Annotated in this window: 17 protein-coding genes and 1 pseudogene; 2 read left to right on the forward strand and 16 right to left on the reverse strand. The window is 37.9% G+C overall.

All coding sequences use genetic code 11. From position 1 onward, the window contains the following. Positions 1-79: 79 nt before the first annotated feature. Positions 80-1,558 (forward strand): annotated as a pseudogene (locus NYZ99_RS22790) (IS1182 family transposase); the annotation flags it as partial. Between the two features lie 238 nt (positions 1,559-1,796). Here the strand turns inward: NYZ99_RS22790 and NYZ99_RS04890 are convergent. The 5 genes from NYZ99_RS04890 to NYZ99_RS04910 form a co-directional block, all read right to left on the reverse strand. Then, the gene (locus NYZ99_RS04890; protein ID WP_260574034.1) at positions 1,797-2,510 is read right to left on the reverse strand and encodes a hypothetical protein; all 714 of its coding nucleotides are present in this window, start codon (positions 2,508-2,510) and stop codon (positions 1,797-1,799) included. A gap of 6 nt (positions 2,511-2,516) precedes the next feature. Continuing rightward, a complete protein-coding gene (locus NYZ99_RS04895; protein ID WP_260574085.1) occupies positions 2,517-4,232 on the reverse strand; it encodes an amidohydrolase in 1,716 nt (571 codons plus the stop codon). A gap of 628 nt (positions 4,233-4,860) precedes the next feature. Next, on the reverse strand, positions 4,861-5,250 hold the full coding sequence (locus NYZ99_RS04900; protein ID WP_260574087.1) for a hypothetical protein: 390 nt from the start codon (positions 5,248-5,250) through the stop codon (positions 4,861-4,863). 163 nt (positions 5,251-5,413) lie between these two features. Then, positions 5,414-6,025 (reverse strand): hypothetical protein, encoded by a 612-nt coding sequence (locus NYZ99_RS04905; RefSeq protein WP_260574089.1) that lies wholly within the window; start codon positions 6,023-6,025, stop codon positions 5,414-5,416. A gap of 192 nt (positions 6,026-6,217) precedes the next feature. Continuing rightward, positions 6,218-6,931, reverse strand: a complete 714-nt coding sequence (locus tag NYZ99_RS04910) for a hypothetical protein (RefSeq protein ID WP_138259773.1) — start codon at positions 6,929-6,931, stop codon at positions 6,218-6,220. A gap of 250 nt (positions 6,932-7,181) precedes the next feature. On the opposite strand from NYZ99_RS04910, the gene NYZ99_RS04915 reads away from it, so the two are divergent. Continuing rightward, positions 7,182-7,910 carry a DUF481 domain-containing protein gene (locus NYZ99_RS04915; protein WP_260574092.1) on the forward strand — a complete coding sequence of 243 codons (729 nt, stop codon included), beginning with the start codon at positions 7,182-7,184 and terminating at the stop codon, positions 7,908-7,910. Between the two features lie 302 nt (positions 7,911-8,212). On the opposite strand, the gene NYZ99_RS04920 is transcribed toward NYZ99_RS04915, so the two are convergent. The 11 genes from NYZ99_RS04920 to NYZ99_RS04970 all read right to left on the reverse strand — a co-directional run bounded on the left by NYZ99_RS04920 (position 8,213) and on the right by NYZ99_RS04970 (position 16,621). Then, complete coding sequence (locus NYZ99_RS04920) at positions 8,213-8,548, reverse strand: amidohydrolase family protein (protein ID WP_260574100.1); 336 nt, start codon at positions 8,546-8,548, stop codon at positions 8,213-8,215. After that, positions 8,541-8,801: a hypothetical protein gene (locus NYZ99_RS04925; protein ID WP_260574102.1), complete on the reverse strand. Its 261-nt coding sequence runs from the start codon at positions 8,799-8,801 to the stop codon at positions 8,541-8,543. Before NYZ99_RS04925 ends, NYZ99_RS04920 begins: the two co-directional genes overlap by 8 nt. A 375-nt stretch (positions 8,802-9,176) precedes the next feature. Further along, positions 9,177-9,593 (reverse strand): hypothetical protein, encoded by a 417-nt coding sequence (locus NYZ99_RS04930; protein WP_260574104.1) that lies wholly within the window; start codon positions 9,591-9,593, stop codon positions 9,177-9,179. Positions 9,594-10,215: 622 nt separating this feature from the next. Further along, positions 10,216-11,238, reverse strand: a complete 1,023-nt coding sequence (locus NYZ99_RS04935) for an META domain-containing protein (protein ID WP_260574106.1) — start codon at positions 11,236-11,238, stop codon at positions 10,216-10,218. 180 nt (positions 11,239-11,418) lie between these two features. After that, positions 11,419-11,676 (reverse strand): amidohydrolase family protein, encoded by a 258-nt coding sequence (locus NYZ99_RS04940; protein WP_420845185.1) that lies wholly within the window; start codon positions 11,674-11,676, stop codon positions 11,419-11,421. Between the two features lie 116 nt (positions 11,677-11,792). Beyond that, positions 11,793-12,167, reverse strand: a complete 375-nt coding sequence (locus tag NYZ99_RS04945; protein WP_338039317.1) for an amidohydrolase family protein — start codon at positions 12,165-12,167, stop codon at positions 11,793-11,795. Beyond that, the gene (locus tag NYZ99_RS04950) at positions 12,103-12,837 is read right to left on the reverse strand and encodes an amidohydrolase family protein (RefSeq protein WP_260574114.1); all 735 of its coding nucleotides are present in this window, start codon (positions 12,835-12,837) and stop codon (positions 12,103-12,105) included. Before NYZ99_RS04950 ends, NYZ99_RS04945 begins: the two co-directional genes overlap by 65 nt. Positions 12,838-12,915: 78 nt before the next feature. Continuing rightward, the gene (locus NYZ99_RS04955) at positions 12,916-13,308 is read right to left on the reverse strand and encodes a hypothetical protein (RefSeq protein WP_260574115.1); all 393 of its coding nucleotides are present in this window, start codon (positions 13,306-13,308) and stop codon (positions 12,916-12,918) included. Between the two features lie 674 nt (positions 13,309-13,982). Beyond that, positions 13,983-15,065, reverse strand: coding sequence for a TonB-dependent receptor plug domain-containing protein (locus NYZ99_RS04960; protein ID WP_260574123.1), 1,083 nt, complete (start codon positions 15,063-15,065; stop codon positions 13,983-13,985). Then, positions 15,025-16,209 (reverse strand): TonB-dependent receptor, encoded by a 1,185-nt coding sequence (locus NYZ99_RS04965; protein ID WP_260574125.1) that lies wholly within the window; start codon positions 16,207-16,209, stop codon positions 15,025-15,027. The genes NYZ99_RS04960 and NYZ99_RS04965 overlap by 41 nt, the downstream gene beginning before the upstream one ends. A gap of 64 nt (positions 16,210-16,273) precedes the next feature. Next, on the reverse strand, positions 16,274-16,621 hold the full coding sequence (locus tag NYZ99_RS04970; RefSeq protein ID WP_138259784.1) for a hypothetical protein: 348 nt from the start codon (positions 16,619-16,621) through the stop codon (positions 16,274-16,276). Between the last annotated feature and the right edge of the window lie 1,043 nt (positions 16,622-17,664).

Raw genomic sequence — 17,664 nt, forward strand, 5'->3', positions numbered from 1 at the left:
CCAATGTGCCTGTTGCACAAGTTATAAAAAAAGGGGCATTTCGATCTTGCCGATCCGTAAAAGGATGGTAACTTTAGGTATGCAGGGAAAAAAGGATTATCAAGAGAAGCTTTTCAATAATTTCCAATTAAGTGATCGGGTACCGGAGACGAATTTCTACCGTCGTTTAAAAGGCGTTTTGGATCTGCGTTTCCTTTACATGCTTACCCGTCCGTATTATGGTGAGAGCGGGCAGAAGAGCATCGACCCCGTGGTGTTCTTCAAGCTTTGTCTTGTGGGCTATCCGGAGAACATCATCAGTGACCGTAAGCTTATCGACCATTGTTCGATGCGCTTGGACATCCTGTATTTCATTGGCTATGATATCGACGAGGAGCTGCCATGGCATTCCACGATAAGCCGTACCCGGCAACTCTACCCGGAGTCGGTCTTCGAGGAAGTCTTTACAAAGGTGCTGGCCATGTGCGTGGATGCGGGCATGGTGAGCGGCCATACCCAGGCCATAGATTCGGCCCCCGTTAAGGCCAATGCCAGTATGGACACCTTGGAGCTCAAGGTGCCGGAAGATGAACTTGACGAGCACCTGAGAAAGGTACGTGCGCTCAGTTCGATGGACAAAGGGGAACCGCACAGAAAGAGCAAGGGCGACAGGTCCGACAAGGGCCAGCGCACTATTTCGGCCAACAAGAACGAACTCGATACGATAAAGGGCCGCAACAGGAAGTGGGCCAGGACTAGGACCAAAGGCCGGGAGCCGGGAACAAGGTGGCCAAGTATACCAGTAACAAGACCCATTATAGCCCTACGGACCCCGATGCGCGCATCAGCGTAAAACCGGGCAAGGCAAGAAAGCTGAACTACCTCTCCCAACTGAGCGTGGATACGGCCCACCACGTGATAACGGATATCAGGGCCTACCACGCCGACGGAAAGGACAACCAACAGTTGCCCGATATCGTCGACAGGCTCAGGAAACGGTTGTGGCAACAGGGCCTTGTGTGGGAGAACTGTGTGGCCGATACCGGCTACAGTAGCGGCGAGAACTATGCCTTTCTCGGAGGAAAGGGGACTTAAAAGCTTCATACCGCCCCATGGCACCTACAAGGGCGGGCCCGATGGGTTCCAATACATCGGGGAACACGACCATTACCTATGCCCAAAGGGAAAGGTAATACCGTTCACCAAGGTGTTCGACGACTATCGCACGGGAACGAAAAAGAAGGAATATAGGGCAAGAAAGCATGTCTGTACCGATTGCCCACTGCGCAGGAGCTGTCTTGGTAAAAGTGCCCAGGAGAAGAAGTTCAGCGTCACCTATTACCGCGAGGAATACGAACGCAACATCGCAAGGGTGGAGAGCCCACAGGGCCGTTACATGAAGGGCAAAAGGCAGGGCACCGTGGAGCCCGTGTTCGGGACCCTGACCCAGTTCATGGGGCTAAGGAAGATAAATACGATAGGGCTAGGGCAGGCCAACAAGGTGATGCACCTATCCGCCATCGCATATAATTTGAAGAAGTACCTGAAATTCGACCAAAAACGGGCAGAAAGCGGGGTAATGACACCAGCTTTGGCAAGATGGGCCAAAAGTGCCCTTGAACCGTTGTTCGGTGCTTTTGTAAAGCATCGGAATTTGGACTTCCGTTTCTGACCGGACAAGAAAAAAGCCCCTTAGAGGGGCTTGTACGGATCCATTTTTTCACGGATTAATATCTTGTGCAACGGTTACCAATGTTGGCAATAGTTATAGTTTAATCTAGGCACATAGTAATTCTATAAACCAAATTACATCTTTCTTAAAGAAAAAAAGTTGCGCCTACTCTCATTGTATTGATATCATTTGTAAAGTTTGGATACCAGCCAGCGTTGACTTTAAATTTGTTAGGGGTAATTATGTAATTAAAATTAACTTCAGCTTGCCAAATAGTGTCAAAATCAAACATTGTAACAATAGGATTTAAAAAAACAAATGCTTGTTTGCTAAATTTCAAGCTCATATTTGTTTGAAACCCGAAACCACTTTCTTTAGGTTCTGTTAAATACACGTAATTAACCCCTGGGAATAGTGATATATTCTTATTTAATACTATACCAACTACTGCACCAGCTGCTAAAGACCAAGTGTCTGAACCAAGTCCATTGTCGACAGAACCTGTTGGGATACTAATGTCTGCAAAAGGTGCAATGGCGATAACAGTTTTTGATATATTCCGCTTGACTGCATTAAAGTAACGCACTCTTACATCCGAAAGCCCAAACTTATTAGTTGCATCATTATACAAAAGTGGAACTTCTGCTAATAAAAGGTTATCAGGGTTGAAGGCATATTGAAAATTAATTCTCGTGCCATAGGTAGCAAAACCATCATAGGCATTGTACTCACCTAAGGTATTTATTTGCGTGTATAGATTGGTAGGCTTAGAAGGGTCTATTTCTACCGAAGTATCTTGTGCCTGTGTGTATTGAAGGCATAAAGAAAATAACAAGCATATTAAATATATATTTTTCATCTCTAACTAATTTTTTTTGTAAATGGTTTCTCCTTCTTTAATGGTTTCAAGGACTTTGATTTCTTTAATTTTCATAGGGTCTACTTTCAAGGGGTTATTGTCCGGAATAACTAAATCTGCTAGCTTACCATTTTCTAAAGTCCCTTTTTTAGCTTCTTCAAAATACTGATAAGCCGCATTGATGGTAATTGCTTTTAAGGCTTGATATGGCGAAATCCTTTCGTCCGCACCTATAACTTCACCATTTCTTGAAACTCTGTTTACAGCCGTCCAAACAACCATCATTTGGTCTATGGGTGCTACATTGAAATCTGTGTGGTTGGTAGGTTTCAATCCTTTTGAAATTGCCGTTTTCATTGGGCTTATAAAAGACGCTTGCTCCAAACCTCTATTTTTTATATGGGCATCCGCAAAAAAGAAAGTATGCTCAGTGTAGAGCGATGGAATCATATTATACTCCACATATTTATCTAATTGGTCCGGACGTACAAATTGAGAATGGATAATTGTAGTTCTGCGTTCTTTGGTTGGATTTCCATTGCTAGCGAATTCGTGAGCTTTTATACACATATCTATGGCACCATCACCATTAGCGTGAAAAGTTGATTGTAAACCTTTATCATACACGTTTTTTAGCATTTGGTTGACTTCGTCCTGCGAAAATGTAGATTCTCCTAACCAGTTTTCTTCACCACTAGGGCCACCAGTTAAATAAGGTGTTGTAAACAATGCTGTTCGTCCTTGAGGCGAGCCATCTATGGTTATTTTAATACCACCTAGTTTAAATCGATTATTGTATTTACCAAAATCATCAGCACTATAAAGTTTAAAAATTGTATCGAATTCGGTTATAAAAGGATAGGAAACAACATCAATGAATAAAGACTTATTATCTGCACCTTTTTGAACGATTTGTATATCTCCTAAATGAGCCGCTCCATCTTGTGCAGTTGTAACTCCAGCCGCTGCATAAATCATTTGCCCATCTTTAATTTGTTGTAACAGCTCTTCTTCAGTTGGCTTAGGTAATTGAGAAAAAATGGGTAAAAATGCGGTTTCCATTATCAAGCCATAAGGTTTATTGGTTCCAGGTTTTCTTACGATAATTCCTCCGGGTGGTGTTTCGGTTTTTTCAGAAAACCCAAATTGTTCTAAAGCTTTAGAGTTTAAAACAGCTCCGTGCAAAGAAACGTGCATCACCATTACAGGATTATTTGGAAAGGCTTCATCTAAGTCGTCCCGATTTAATAATTTACCTTCCGGCATCACGGTATCGTCATAGCCATAGCCCATTATTAATTTACCATCTGGTATGTTTTTTTCTGATTGAAGGTTTTGTAAAGCTTTTACTACACCAGCTACATTATCAGCTTCTCCAACAGGTGAGGGCGAACAATTGGCCTGAGTGCTCATTCCTAATGAATTAATAAAATGAGAATGTGGGTCGATAAAGCTAGGCATTAAGGTTTTACCATTTAAGTCTATCATTTGATGACCGTTTCCTGCTATTTCCATAGCTTCACTTGAGTCACCTACAAATAATATTCTACCGTCCCTAACTACAATCGCTTCGGCATATTCGGGATTTTCTCCTGTCATAGTAATAATGTCTCCACCATAATAGACAACAGCATTATTTTCTACTCGTTGTTTTTCATTTTTTTTACAAGAGAATAATAGACATATTCCCAAAATCAGTAACAAGGTTTTTTTTGTTTTCATATTCTTTGGTTTTAATTATTGCCAACGCCAGAGCTATGATTAGTTGCGGCGTTCATTGCCCAAAATACGATAAATAGACGCTTGGTTTGAAAATCCGTCTAGGATTTTCATACAGTCCTCAGGCCGAGCAATTAATCATAGGTTTTGTTAGCGTAACCGTGGCGTTCCCCTTTTCATGGGCAGGTAAGGGACATTGCCATTTGTTCCCGTACCCTTTTTGCCCTTTTAATCCACCACGGAGTGGGAAGTCTGCGTTCTGCTTGCGTACCCCTTGCGAACAGATTGGAAAGCCTTTTCCCGTCCGAGTCGGATCCTTTCTGCGCAGCCCTTGCGTACCGGGGCAAAAAAGGGAAGGTCCCGAACCGATAATTATTTTTTTAAGAGCACCGAAACCAAAACAGGGAAGTACGGATCGGAGAAAAAAAGACCCTTAAATTCCAAAAAGATCCCCGACCAATAATAACGGCATTTACGCTAACGGTCTCGTATAACCGTCAGTTACGGGTTAATATGCGTTAATTTTCGGTTTGACACTGGCGTTAGCAATTCCGAGTGGATTCGGACGCAGTCGAATCCGCCGTAATTGCGGTTATACATTGTTGTGCGTAGTTTTTATTTCAGTCAAAATTTATTCGGCAATATTAATTTTCAAATTTCCTTCTATATTGTCATATCCGACTACTTTTCCATTTTCAAGCTTTACTGTGCTCAATCCATACCATAAAACTTTTCCAAATCTACCATTGTCATTATAACCTGTCGGATTTCCCATAACTTCCAAAACTTTTTTTTCCGTTGAGCCAATTGTAAAGAAATCTTTGTCCGTAACCTTTTCGGGCTCCACTGATTGAACTTCTTTAGTGTTATTTTTTAAATCAGTAATTTCTTGTTCGAGAAGTCTATTTTTTTCTTCGAGGTTCTTTATATACTCCTTTTCAGTTTGATTGGATGAATTACAGCTTAAAATTAGAGTAATCATTGGAAGAATTAAATAAATGCATTTAATAATATTTTTCATTGGTTTAAAGTTTTAAATCATTTTTTAGGCTGCTGATTTCAAATTACGCACAACGTTACGGCTATGATTAGTTGCGGTTTGAAATCCGACAGGATTTCGGCCCGCAGACTAAACATACTAAATACGCGTGGATTTTCCGAAGGGAAAATCCGCCCGCAATTAATTATAGGTCTTGTTGGCCATAGTTTATTTCTTTTTTAAAAATTTGAATTTCAGCATAATCTTTAATAGTTAAAATGTCCAGCAGTGAAATCCACCCAAGAATCCCTTCTTTAAAGTAGTGAACAAAAATTTCTTTGTAGACCTTGAGTCTTTGCCATTCCGTTTGTAAAAAATTCACTTCTATTTTTTTTCCGTTTTTTAAAGTCAAAACAAAGATATTATCCAAGCCATGAGAGAGCCTTGGACTAAAACTATAAGATATTTTGTATCTGTTTTGTATATCCGATGCAACTACAAAGTCTAATTTTAAAATTTCAGAAATTTCAAATTCATCTTTATCAATTTGAATTTTACTTTCCGAAAATATTATTTCTCCACAATATTCGCCGACTTCTTTTTGTTCAATAAATTGGTTCCGAATTTCCACTACTATAAAGGAAAGTAAGAGAAAACCCATAGAAATGAATATGTAATCTTTAAGGCTAAATTCGAATATGTATTCTATGCTTATTAATATTGCAATAATTAAGCAGAGAATGACAAATACCCAATGATGAGGATATAAATAGAGTCCTTTTTTCTTTTTAAAAATTTTTAGCTTTTTTGGTTGCATTTGAAAATTATGGCCAACGGTTTAGGCTATGAGTATTTGCGTGTATTAGAATTTAACTTTGGAAATACAACCAAACTGAAAATCCGAGAGGATTTTCAGAAGTAGGTGGGACTAAGCAATTACTTATAGGCATTGTTGGCAATATTTTTTTATCTCGGTTATGTGATTCTTTTGAAATATTATTTTCTTATCCTAAAGAAAAAACGTTGCTCCAATTCTAATTGTATTTATATCATTTGTAAAATTAGGATACCACCCTGTGTTGACTTTAAATTTATTTGGGGTAATTATGTAGTTAAAGTTAACTTCAGCTTGCCAAATAGTGTCAAAATCAAACATTGTAACAATAGGATTTAAAAACACAAATGCTTGTTTACTAAAACTTAAGCTCATGTTGGTTTGAAACCCTAAACCACTTTCTTTAGGCTCTGTTAAATACACATAATTAACTCCAGGAAACAAGGATATGTTTTTATTCAAAACAAGCCCGACCACTCCACCTACCGCAATAGACCAGGTGTCAGAGCCAAGACCCTTTTCAGCTGAACCTGTTGGAATTGTAATATCAGTAAATGGCGCAATGGCTATAATAGTGCTTGATATATTTCTTTTTACTACGTTAAAGTAACGCAATCTAACATCTGAAAGCCCAAATTCATTTGTTGCATCATTATACAATAGCGGTACTTCTCCTAATAAAAGATTATTAGGATTGAAAGCATATTGAAAATTAACTCTTGTACCATAAGTTGCAAAACCGTCATAAGCGTTATATTCACCTAATGTGTTAATTTGTGTGTAAAGATTAGTAGGCTTGGAAGGGTCTATTTCTTCTTTTGTATTTTGTGCTTTTATACTATGAAAACAGAAAGCTATCAAGATCAAACTTAAAAATTTATATTTCATATTATTTATTTTTGAGAGAATTCTTTAGTAAAAGACTAATAACAAGACAACAATTATTATAATGCTTTTTTCGCCTTTGTTATGTACAACATTTACATTTTATTATTATTTAAATAAACAAAAATTTTATATTTACTAATTAATAGAATGTTTTCATAAATTTTTTTTAAATATAATGAATAAACTTTTCACACTTTTCTTATTAATATTTGTTATTCACTATACAAGTTTCTCACAAAATGATTCTCTCGTGCTAAATAACGGAGATTTTATTGTAGGAGACTTAAAAAGTATGTTCAAGGGTGTTTTGACTATTGAACCATCATATTCAGACTCAGATTTTAAAATTAAATGGAAAGACGTTAAAGAATTAAAGGCAACTCAGCGTTACTTCATAGCGCTTTCTGATGGGCTAAGAACTAATGGAACATTAAAAAGTTCAGGTATTGGAAAACTAATAATTCACAAAGGGGAAGGGGATTACCTAACTGTTAATCAAAGTGATGTTGTTTACATAAAAAGTATAGATAGTGGTTTTTTAAGCCGTCTTTCTGCTAATATAGATTTTGGTTTCACATTAACTAAAGCTAATAACCAACAACAACTAAACGGTAATTTAAGGATGGGATATTTGGCGGATAAGTGGACGACTAGACTATTTTATAACACGTTATTGACCAAACAAGATGATGCGTCAGATATACGGAGAAATGATGCTGGAATTGAATTTCTCTATATTTTGCCTGAAGATTGGGTTCTTGGCGCAAGCGTAAATCTACTATCAAATACAGAACAATCCTTAGACTTACGCTTAACAAGTAAAATGGGAATTGGTAATTATTTAAAATATTCTAATACGATGTATTGGAATGTTTTGGCTGGTTTTGCGTATAATACTGAAAGCTTCTTACCTATTTTAAATCCGAGCAAGGAATTACTACAACAACACCGAATAGAAAATCATTTGAGGGATTTTTGAAAACAGAATTAAACATATATGATCTCGGTGATTTAGAGCTTTTCACCAATATAATTCTATACCCTACAATTTTTTCAGATACCAATGTTAAGTCTCGGTCGCACTAGAGTAGACTTTAGATTCGATGTAAAGTATGATGATCTCTTTATTGAGGATTTTTACATCAGAGCAGGTTATAATCTCAATTATGATAATAGACCAGCTGAAGCAGGAAAAGCATTAGATTATATCTTTACTACAGGATTTGGCTGGGAATGGTAAATTCTACTACAATCAAAAAAACACCAAACTTGGTATTAGGGTTACCTTTTATAAACTTGTTTACCCTCTTTATAAGTTTCTAAAACTATAATGTTTTTTATTTCTTCTTCAGGCACTTTTAAAGGGTTTTTATCAAGAATAACTAAGTCGGCAAGCTTACCTTTTTCAAGAGTTCCTTTGGTGTCTTCTTCAAAATGCTGATAGGCTGACCAATCTGTAATGCCTTTGAGCGCTTCGTAGGGAGTTGTCTTCTCATCCGCACCAATCACTTGACCTGAACGGGACTTTCGCTCAACTGAAATCCCGACCATCCTCATTAAATTTGGCAGGGCTACAGGTGCATCTGTATGGATGGTTATCCTCAAACCTTTATCCAAGGCTGTTCTCGGTAGGACTGATAGAGTTTCCAAGGCTATCTCCAATAATCTGTTTGTGCCAGTCTCCCCAGTAATAGGTATGTAGCGGAAATAATGAAGCAATGACATTCAATTCCATAAAAGAATCAAGTTGATCTTCCCGAACATATTGACCGTGGATAAGAACACTTCTTCGGTCATCATTTCCAAATTCTTCTATGGCAGGCTTCATTGTACGTATCATCTCGGTCCATTGCCGCATCACCATTGCCATGGGTGAAAACTTAACAGTTGTTTTTAAACGCTTTTTTATACAATGACGTCACAACACTATCACTAGGAATTGCTGGATAACCGCTGTAATCTAGGTCTGCCCCATCTGGTGGAATTAAATACGGCTGAGTTTGCCAAACTGTTCTTCCCTATGGAGATTCATCAAGTGTTAAAAAGATGCAAAGCACAGCAAGTAATTAATTACGTTTTATTCACATAATAATTCCTATTTAATCATTTTTATAAACGCTTTTGCCTTCTTCTATGCATTCTGTAATCTTTGTTGAATGTATTTGCATTGGATTTATTTTTAATGAGTTTTCATCAAAAATAAACAAGTGGGCCAAAGCTTACTTTTTCAAACGTTTACTTTCATTTATTCTCGTAATTTGGCCCATATTTCAACTTTTGCCCTTTTAGTAAATATGATATTCCCAGCTGAGTCATAATCAATTTCTAATTCTTTTAATTTAGTATCATTTCCAGGTAGCTTAAACGCAAAAGATGACATCCCATTGGTAAAAACACCGGTGCCTTTTGGAGAGAATTCTTTTTCTGTGCCGTCGGACATTTTGACGCGTAGCTTTTTAAGCTTAACGGTTCCCCGAATACACTTTAACTTTATTGTAGAAATGTTTTGTTTTTTGCCAAGCATATTGACTTTATCTGTTTCAGCCATGTAAGACACAGTTTTTTCCGATAGTTTTATCCAACCCTTTTCTTCAGACTGCGCGAAGGAACGAAGCCCAAACGCAACAATCAATACCGGAGCTAATAGAATACTTTTTTTCATTTTATTGATATTTTAATTTTGTTAACCGACAACAGCGGTTCAATTCTTTGAGTGTTTTCAATCCAACTTATTTAAATTAATCATAACCTTTTTGGTCAAAAAGAACTGTACAACCATACCAGATTTGATCTTGGTGATAGGATTTATTCTTAATTTCGGTTAAGCCATTTAGCTTCAGGCGGTTGGTTTAAATTGCCCACAACGACCTGCTAAACGCAGTTCAGGTATGATAACGAAGATACAATAAAATGGATAAAAATGCCATGATATTGGACTGTTGGCATCATGGCATTGTTTGTCAATTAGATGGCGCAGCTATCGTGGATTGCCATTTTATTGAATTGGGAGTTAGAGTGCCTGATCCAAATTGCATTTAGCTCCGTGTTATGGCACGTTGAGCACTTGAGTGCGTCAGCTGGAGCTGTAGATAATAGAAAGGGTTTTAGCAATTTGGTTTAGCAGGTCGTTATGGTCACACTTGCTTGTGGGGCGGGAGTGCGCAGCACGTAGCCACGCAAGTCAGCTTCAGCTGATTGTGACCATAACGGTTTGTGCAAATGCAGTAACCGACGTTTGGAGGATGTTGGCATTTTGCACATTGTTGGCATCAGTTATCTTCTTTTTAATCTCCTTTTAGAAAAGCCAATACTTCTTCATTTTCTTCATTCATCAAAATCAAATTCAGTCCTTCTAATTTATAAAAGGCTACTTGATTAATTGCTTTGATAAAAGCCTCAGCAGTATCCATTTTATGGCACATTTTCTTGGTGGAGGCAAGATTTCCAAAAACAATTTGGTTTTCGGTCACTTTCTTTATCCCTCCTGAGTATTGATTGCATCCATCATATCCGAACACCTTCAGGTCGGTTAGGTTAATTTCCATTCTCGGTATCGGTGACATACGGTTAATGGGGTTTCCATTTATTCTTGTAGTTACCCAAATATCATGAAGTCTTTGATTTGGATTATTTGGCTTTTCTTTTATGAATTCAAGAATTTTCTTTTCCGTTTTATCAAAAAATATAACCGTCTCGCCTTGTATTTGATAAGTCGATATGGAGTTAAGTGTTTTTTGAAACTCAGGTTCAACATTTTTGTTGATGCACGCTTTTTTAGTACCTGCCACTGTTCCTAAAGATATTTCGGAAGCAGTCAGAGTCTCTATTTGACCTGTAAAATTATTGCAACCTCCATTTGCTGCCAATACTTTTTTAGAGAGTTCAATGGTGATAGTTGGTATAGCTACCATTCTGTTAAGTGGTGCATTGTTCAGTTTTACTAAAGTCCAATCACCGTTCAGTTCTGAGCGAATATCTTTTTGCTTATCCAATACTTTTATAAGTTCGTATTTAATAGAAGAGCCGTCAGCAGGTACTTCGTTTTTATCTAATCGGGTTTCCTTGACCTCAATCTTTTGAAGATAACCTTCTTCAAATTCAAAGCCTTTTATAGAAGCATAGAAGTTTTCCCAATTAGGGTTGTTTATATCTTCTCCCCTATAAATGTTTAAACATTGCATTTTCCCTGCTCCCGCAGAACATTCGGTTTTTATACCGCTTACCCGTAAAACTTTATTCATTTTGTTTGAGCATGATTGAATTAGTACCAGTAAAAATAAAATTAAAAGTAATTTTGTCAGATTCATTATTATTGATTTTACTTTTTTTAATTGATGCCAACGGTTTTGTGTATTAGTAGTAGCGGATATTAACCCACTAAACTTTCAGATAGCACTGACCTTTGATGTATACTTTTATGTTTCACATTAGCACTACACCCGCTATTGCTTATACACAATGTTACCTGCATATGGCTGTATGGTTCTTCAGTGGTCATGAACAGTAACAATACGCTTAATATGATTCAAAGCTTCAAAAGCAAAAGAATCTGAGTCGAAATAACCATTGTATCCTATTGAACCTTTAATGTTTTTGTTTCCCACTGGCTGTTTTTTACCCTCTACCACAGTGCCCCAAACCTTTATGTCTTTTATCTTTAATGGATCACAGGTTATTGGGTTGTCGGACAGAATTGTAAAGTTGGCCAGTTTTCCTGACTCAATAGAACCAATCTGATCTTCCAATTTTAGTGAATATGCAGCCTCAATTGTAACTGCTTTTAAGGCTCCTTCACGACTTACTTTTTAGTCCGGTGAAGCAACTCTCCCACTGGTCGTGATTCGGTTTACCCCACACCACATTAAGTATAATGGATCAGCTGGTGCCATAGGCATATCGCTGTGATATGAAAAGGAAACACCTGCTTTTTCCACATCGCCCATGCGTACCATATTGTCTGCTCTCTCGGTCCTAATCCAAACTGGCTGTAGTTGTCCGCCAGTGCGGCGGTATAATAAGGGTTGCCACTAACAATACATCCCAGTTTGGCCAGCCTGTCCACCTGATCTTTCTGACTAACTGCAAAGTGAACTATCACTGTCCGGTGATCAAATCTTGGATTTCTTCGCAGATTTTCTTCCAACGTATTGAGCACCCTGTCTAACCCTGCATCACCATTTACATGAATGTGTAATTGATATCCTGCATCCCGTGAAAATCCGAAAGGCTCTTTCAAATACTTCCTTATCAGTCATCCATTCACCATGGTGATTATCGAGGTAGGGTTCTCTCACTTGCATAAGCTGAGAATATATTGCGCCATCAGAAAAAAGCTTAATCTGATTTTTAGAAAGCGATGTTTTGCCATAGTACCAGTTTTCTAATTTACCAGCTTCTTCCAGTACCTTTGCGTCATCCTTATACTTGTCGCAAAGAGTTTTACCGTCTGCAATAAAACTCCACCTGAAAGGCATATCATTACCCGACATCACTGAGTTAACAGCGTCCTGCAGTTGTTTTACAAGTATTCCACCTGGTTCATTGCCAAAGGTAATACCTTTCGAATGCATATAATCTCTCATTATTTTCAGACCGGTTTCCAGTTTTTCAGGTGTTGCCAATACGGTTGCAATTTTAGGTGCCACAGCGAACATACCTTGCTCCCGTAAACGTCCTTCTGCGAAGTTTGATTGTTTTTGAGGCGTTTCTCCCCATGTTTTTATAAAGGCTTGATTGATTCCATATTTGTTGAGTGCCTTTGTATTCAATACAATCTCATGGCAACTGCGCAACCAAGCCAGCACCGGCCTGGTTGTACTGATTTTATCCAGATCGGCTTTGGTAAGTGATCCATAAAAACTTGGATGATACCCCCAGGTAACCAATGGTTCATCGGAATCTTTCATAAGTTTCTCGGCAACGGACAGCCGTGTCATAAAATCGTTTTTATCTTTGACCCCTGGTTTTATACCGCCGGGTAAGGATCAATCTTCAATTGATAACACCTCAGAGGCCATTGTAAGAGCGGCAAGTACCGGGTGGTCATGCTGTGCTATAAAACCAGGAACGATTACTTTGTCATTAAAGGTTTTGTCAATCCACGTTGGTTGATCGCCTATTAATTTTTGCAATTCTTCCAATGTACCAACGGCAAGAATCTTTCCATTGACCACGGCAACTGCTTCCGCTTTTGGTCGTGCAAGATTCATGGTGATTATTTCTTTAGCGGTATATATGGTTATTTGTGGTTTAGATTGAATACTGCCACCAATATCTTGTAAAGTCTGTCCAGTTGCAGAAAAGTTTATACTAATAATGCTTGCGACTGCTAGTACAATGACTTTTATAAATCTGTTATTTTTTCTTTGAGTGACCATATTGTTGCTTATTTAAGTTTATTTCTATTTTTGTCATTGCAGGTAACGGTCGACGCTACAGCGTCGGTGTGGTTAATTATACCAAAAGTAAGCAAAAAAACGATAGCCTGGATAAAATCCGCAGGATTTTATCCAAAAGTTGACTGCCCGAACACTGCGTTGTAGCGATTGTTACCACGTGCTAACATCATTCCGCAAGTATTTAAAAGTTAATTTGAAGCGAAAATATTGAATTTTATAGACAGCCAAAACGCCCAAAACTTTCCCTATTGCTACGAACTGTGTTCTTTCTGCCAAGTTTACTACAGAATTTTAATAGAAGGAAATTTTGCTTTAATTTTTTTTTGTTTACAAAAAAGCGATTACTTGATTTTACTCAGCCCGAAACCAAATAGGGAAGTAGTTGTTTTTAACTTTTGGAAAGCAAAATTTTAGTATGTGGTAACGGTCTCGTGTATGAGCAGTAGCGGATTTAACCCACAAAACTGTCAAATTACACTGACCTTAAATTTACACTTTTTAGTTTCAAAATAGCACAGAACCCGCTATTGCTTATACACATTGTTAGCCACTGGCTTTTTTCTTTCTGCGTTGGAAAAGCCATACTCTTTTGCAATTTTTGGCTTGTGTGTCGGCTGAAGCGAATTGCAAATGTGTATGGCTTTAGCGTTGGTTTATTCACTCGGAATTCTAAACCGAACTCCTACATACAATTCTCTCCCGCGAGTTGGTCCCCAAACTGAACTTGTGTCAAAAAACTGACCGAATGGGTCTTGCCAACCTATAATCGGTCGTTCTTGCCTAAAGTCAAAAATGTTTTCGCAACCTGCATACAATTCAAACTTTTTCAGGTTGTATGTAAATTGAGCATTTACAAGCACATAATTTTCTGAAAAGTCAGGTCGTTGAAATTCCGGTGGATTGCTCTGCGTATTTGGCAATCGTTGTTGACCGTACCAATGGATATTCATATCTACGTGATACTTTTTGGATAATGGTTTGTAGCCTAAAGTCGTTACTACTTTATGTCTTGGATTGAATGGCAATAGCACTTTTTGTCCGTCAATTTCCCGATAAACATCTAAAAAGCTGTAGCCTGTTTTAAATTCAAACTGTCGCCAAAAATTTAGATAGACTTCTGCCTGAAATGTATTGCTTACGCTCTTTCCTGAGAAGTTTTCAATGATTGCCTTTGTTGGGTCTGTATCGTAATCGGGAAATATTTGGTTCTGAAAATCAGTTCGGTAATAGTCCGCACTAAAAAAACCTGTAACATTCTCGCCATTGAATTTCTGTGTAAGATTAATACCTGTATTCAATGCTTTTTCAGGTTCAAGTTGTTCTGAAAAAACAATGTCTCGTGAACTTACCAATAAACCAATATTTTCACTAAACAAATTGACCGTTCGCCATCCTGTTCCAATGTTTGCACGTACAATGGTGTTTGGTGCAATATCATATTTTAAAAGTGTTCTTGGCGTTACTATTGTGCCAAATTGATTGTGATTATCAACTCGTATTCCTGCAATCCAAGTCAGTTTATCGTTGAGTAACTTTAAGGTATTTTCTGCAAATACACCTGCAATGTTTTCGTTTCGCAAATAATTGCCTGCATACGTTCTTTGCAAGTTGTTATTTGTAAAGGAAATATCTTCATCCAAATTCAAATGACGAAAGCTAAACCCTGTCTTTAGCGAGTTGTTGCCGTAATTGAATTCATATTGAAGGTTTCCATAAAAGTTGGTCTCGGTTGGCATTATACTTTACAGTTCCGAAGTAGGATTTTTGGTCTTGATAAAAACTTGAAGCGAATAAAACAAAATTGTGTTGGTCGTTTAAGCGATAGCCTGTTTTCGTCCAAATTTCGGGCTGATTGATATTTACCGTTTGTCCATAAACTTCTGTACTTCCTTTATCATTGTTTTCGTTAAAACTGGTTTGTCCGCCAATCCGCTGTTCGTTTACATATCGCAATCCTATTCGGCTGTTCCAACCCCAATCTGCGTCATTTCCATATTTTAGTTTATTGGAAACCATATATCGAGTAAGTTTTGGTAAGTCGAGAAAATTGTCGTTATCCCTGTCAAACTCATTCGCTGGTTGCACCGTATGAAGAGCTGTCAAGTTGCTCCATTTTCCTTTTTTTATTGCATAATTGGCGTTCAAATGCTTTTCTGAAAAGCTGTTGATATAGGCATTTAGCAAAAGTTTGTCGGTTTTGTCAGGTTCTTTGGTCTCTACATTTATTTGTCCGCTCATACTCTCAAAACCTTGTAAAACGCTGTTTGCCCCTTTTGAAATGTAAATGTTATCTACTAAAGTTCCTGGAATACTGCTAATCCCATATGTATAGGTCAAGCCCTGTATCATTGGAAAACCATCAATCAAAACTTGATTGTACACGCCTGAAAGTCCAAGAATACGAAGCTCTTTTGAATTTGTTATGACGTTTGTGGTTTGTGGTTGAACAGTTGTTTGTGTTTCAAAGCATCCTGCCAAATCACAACAAGCGGCTTTTCCTAATTCGGTTTGCGTAATCTGTTCTGTCTTTATTGGATTGAGATTTGAAATAATTACTCCGTCTCGTTGTCCTTTTACAACCACTTCATCAAGCTCTTGAGACTGCTCTAACTTAAACTCTACAAATGTTTGGTTCGTTATTTCTATGGTGTCTGCAATATGTCCGACATAACGAGCTATCAGAAGTTTAGGCGAAATATCCTTTGTAGTAAGTTCAAACTCGCCTTTAATGCCTGTTGTTGTGCCAATGGTTGTGTTAGCCCAAAAGACACTCGCTCCAACAAGAGGTTCGTTTTTTTCGTTGGTTACCTTTCCTAAAATACTTTGTGCAAACAAGGCATACGGAAACAGCAAACCAACAATGAATATATATTTTTTCATTGTTTCTTTTTTAAATGAGTTGAAAAGCAAAGCGTAATTCAATTACGCTTTGCCTTAAATCTGTTTACTGCTTTATTTTGTATGGTCTTTCGTCAGGATTTTCGCAACTTCCTGTATTTTGAATTGCTGAATGTATTTCCTTTTCTGTAATCAGAGCTGGATTATACACTATTTCAAATGTGGTTGTTGGTCCTGTTTTTCCTGCTTTGCAAGTGCTTACACCTTTTAGTTTCTCGACATTTGCCGAAATCATTTTTAGGTCTGTCGAGCAAGTAATGCCTTTAACTTTGGTTGTTAAAGTTTTTGTGGTGTCCGCAATTTGCACTTTTTCTTTTGTCGATTGTGCAAAAGTTACTGTTGTTGAGGCTAACATAAATGTGATAGCCATAACGAAAATATTTGAAAATTTCATTTTTCTGAATTTAAATTGTTTAACTAAAAGTTGAACCGAAGTTTCGGTTCTTTTCTGTGGTCGAAAGTGTTGTTAAACAAATTGTGGCGGTTGCCAAAAGTCAGAAATGAATTGAGAAGCTATAAATGATTGGTATCCGAAGAACTCTTCGGTTGAAAAATCAGTCTGTAACGCTGGAAAAAAAGGTGTACTAACACAAATCAAAAGGCAAGAGCCACAAATTTGAAATGGATTACACATTCCGTTATCTTTTTGTTCGTTCTGATTTTCTGAATTATGATTGTCAGAAATTGGATTACACTTACTACTGCTACAGCAAGTCTGTTGGGTTTCTGACGAAAACGGAATAGCATCAATCGCTGGTTTTACCGAGAGAAAGATTACCGTGAAGGCTAATATGTAAGTTAAAATTTTCATCAGATTGTTGCAAAGCTACAAAATTTCAATGAGTTTCCTTTCGAGCGTTGGCGAAAAACAGCTCTTTTGGTTTTTTCTGCGTTGGCTTTCGTGTCGGCAAAAACCAAATGTGCTGTTTGTGCGGCTGGCTTTTTAGCTTGTGGCTAACGGTTCGTGTATGATTAGTGCGGGTTGAAACCCGTAGGATTTCGGCCAGTACCATCGCTTTTAAATATACGTAGATTTTCCGTTAGGAAAATCGGCCAGCATTAATTATATATATTGTTAGCGTAATTGTGGCGTTGCCCTTTTCATGGGCAGAAAGCGGACATTTTCTTTTGTCCCAGTGCCCTTTTTGCCCTTTTCATCCACCACGGAGTGGGAAGTCTGAGTTCTGCTTGCGTACCCCTTGCGAACAGATTGGAAAGCCTTTTACACGTCCGAGTCGGATCCTTTCTGCGTACTCCTTGCGTACCGGGGCAAAAAAGGGAAGGCCCCGAACCGATAATTATTTTTTTAAGAACACCGAAACCAAAACAGGGGAGTACGGATCGGAGAACAAGAGACCCTTAAATTCCAAAAATAACCCCGACCAATAAATTTGAACGGCATTTACGCTAACGGTTGGGCTATGATTTCGTTGCGGA

This window comes from Maribacter litopenaei, assembly GCF_025244665.1.
Classification (GTDB): domain Bacteria; phylum Bacteroidota; class Bacteroidia; order Flavobacteriales; family Flavobacteriaceae; genus Maribacter; species Maribacter litopenaei.

Coding starts and splice junctions, on each gene's coding strand:
- NYZ99_RS04890 (WP_260574034.1), bottom strand. CDS start 2,510: ATGAAAAATATATATTTAATATGCTTGTTATTTTCTTTATGCCTTCAA.
- NYZ99_RS04895 (WP_260574085.1), bottom strand. CDS start 4,232: ATGAAAACAAAAAAAACCTTGTTACTGATTTTGGGAATATGTCTATTA.
- NYZ99_RS04900 (WP_260574087.1), bottom strand. CDS start 5,250: ATGAAAAATATTATTAAATGCATTTATTTAATTCTTCCAATGATTACT.
- NYZ99_RS04905 (WP_260574089.1), bottom strand. CDS start 6,025: ATGCAACCAAAAAAGCTAAAAATTTTTAAAAAGAAAAAAGGACTCTAT.
- NYZ99_RS04910 (WP_138259773.1), bottom strand. CDS start 6,931: ATGAAATATAAATTTTTAAGTTTGATCTTGATAGCTTTCTGTTTTCAT.
- NYZ99_RS04925 (WP_260574102.1), bottom strand. CDS start 8,801: ATGGCAATGGTGATGCGGCAATGGACCGAGATGATACGTACAATGAAG.
- NYZ99_RS04930 (WP_260574104.1), bottom strand. CDS start 9,593: ATGAAAAAAAGTATTCTATTAGCTCCGGTATTGATTGTTGCGTTTGGG.
- NYZ99_RS04935 (WP_260574106.1), bottom strand. CDS start 11,238: ATGAATCTGACAAAATTACTTTTAATTTTATTTTTACTGGTACTAATT.
- NYZ99_RS04950 (WP_260574114.1), bottom strand. CDS start 12,837: ATGAAAGATTCCGATGAACCATTGGTTACCTGGGGGTATCATCCAAGT.
- NYZ99_RS04955 (WP_260574115.1), bottom strand. CDS start 13,308: ATGGTCACTCAAAGAAAAAATAACAGATTTATAAAAGTCATTGTACTA.
- NYZ99_RS04960 (WP_260574123.1), bottom strand. CDS start 15,065: ATGCCAACCGAGACCAACTTTTATGGAAACCTTCAATATGAATTCAAT.
- NYZ99_RS04965 (WP_260574125.1), bottom strand. CDS start 16,209: ATGAAAAAATATATATTCATTGTTGGTTTGCTGTTTCCGTATGCCTTG.
- NYZ99_RS04970 (WP_138259784.1), bottom strand. CDS start 16,621: ATGAAATTTTCAAATATTTTCGTTATGGCTATCACATTTATGTTAGCC.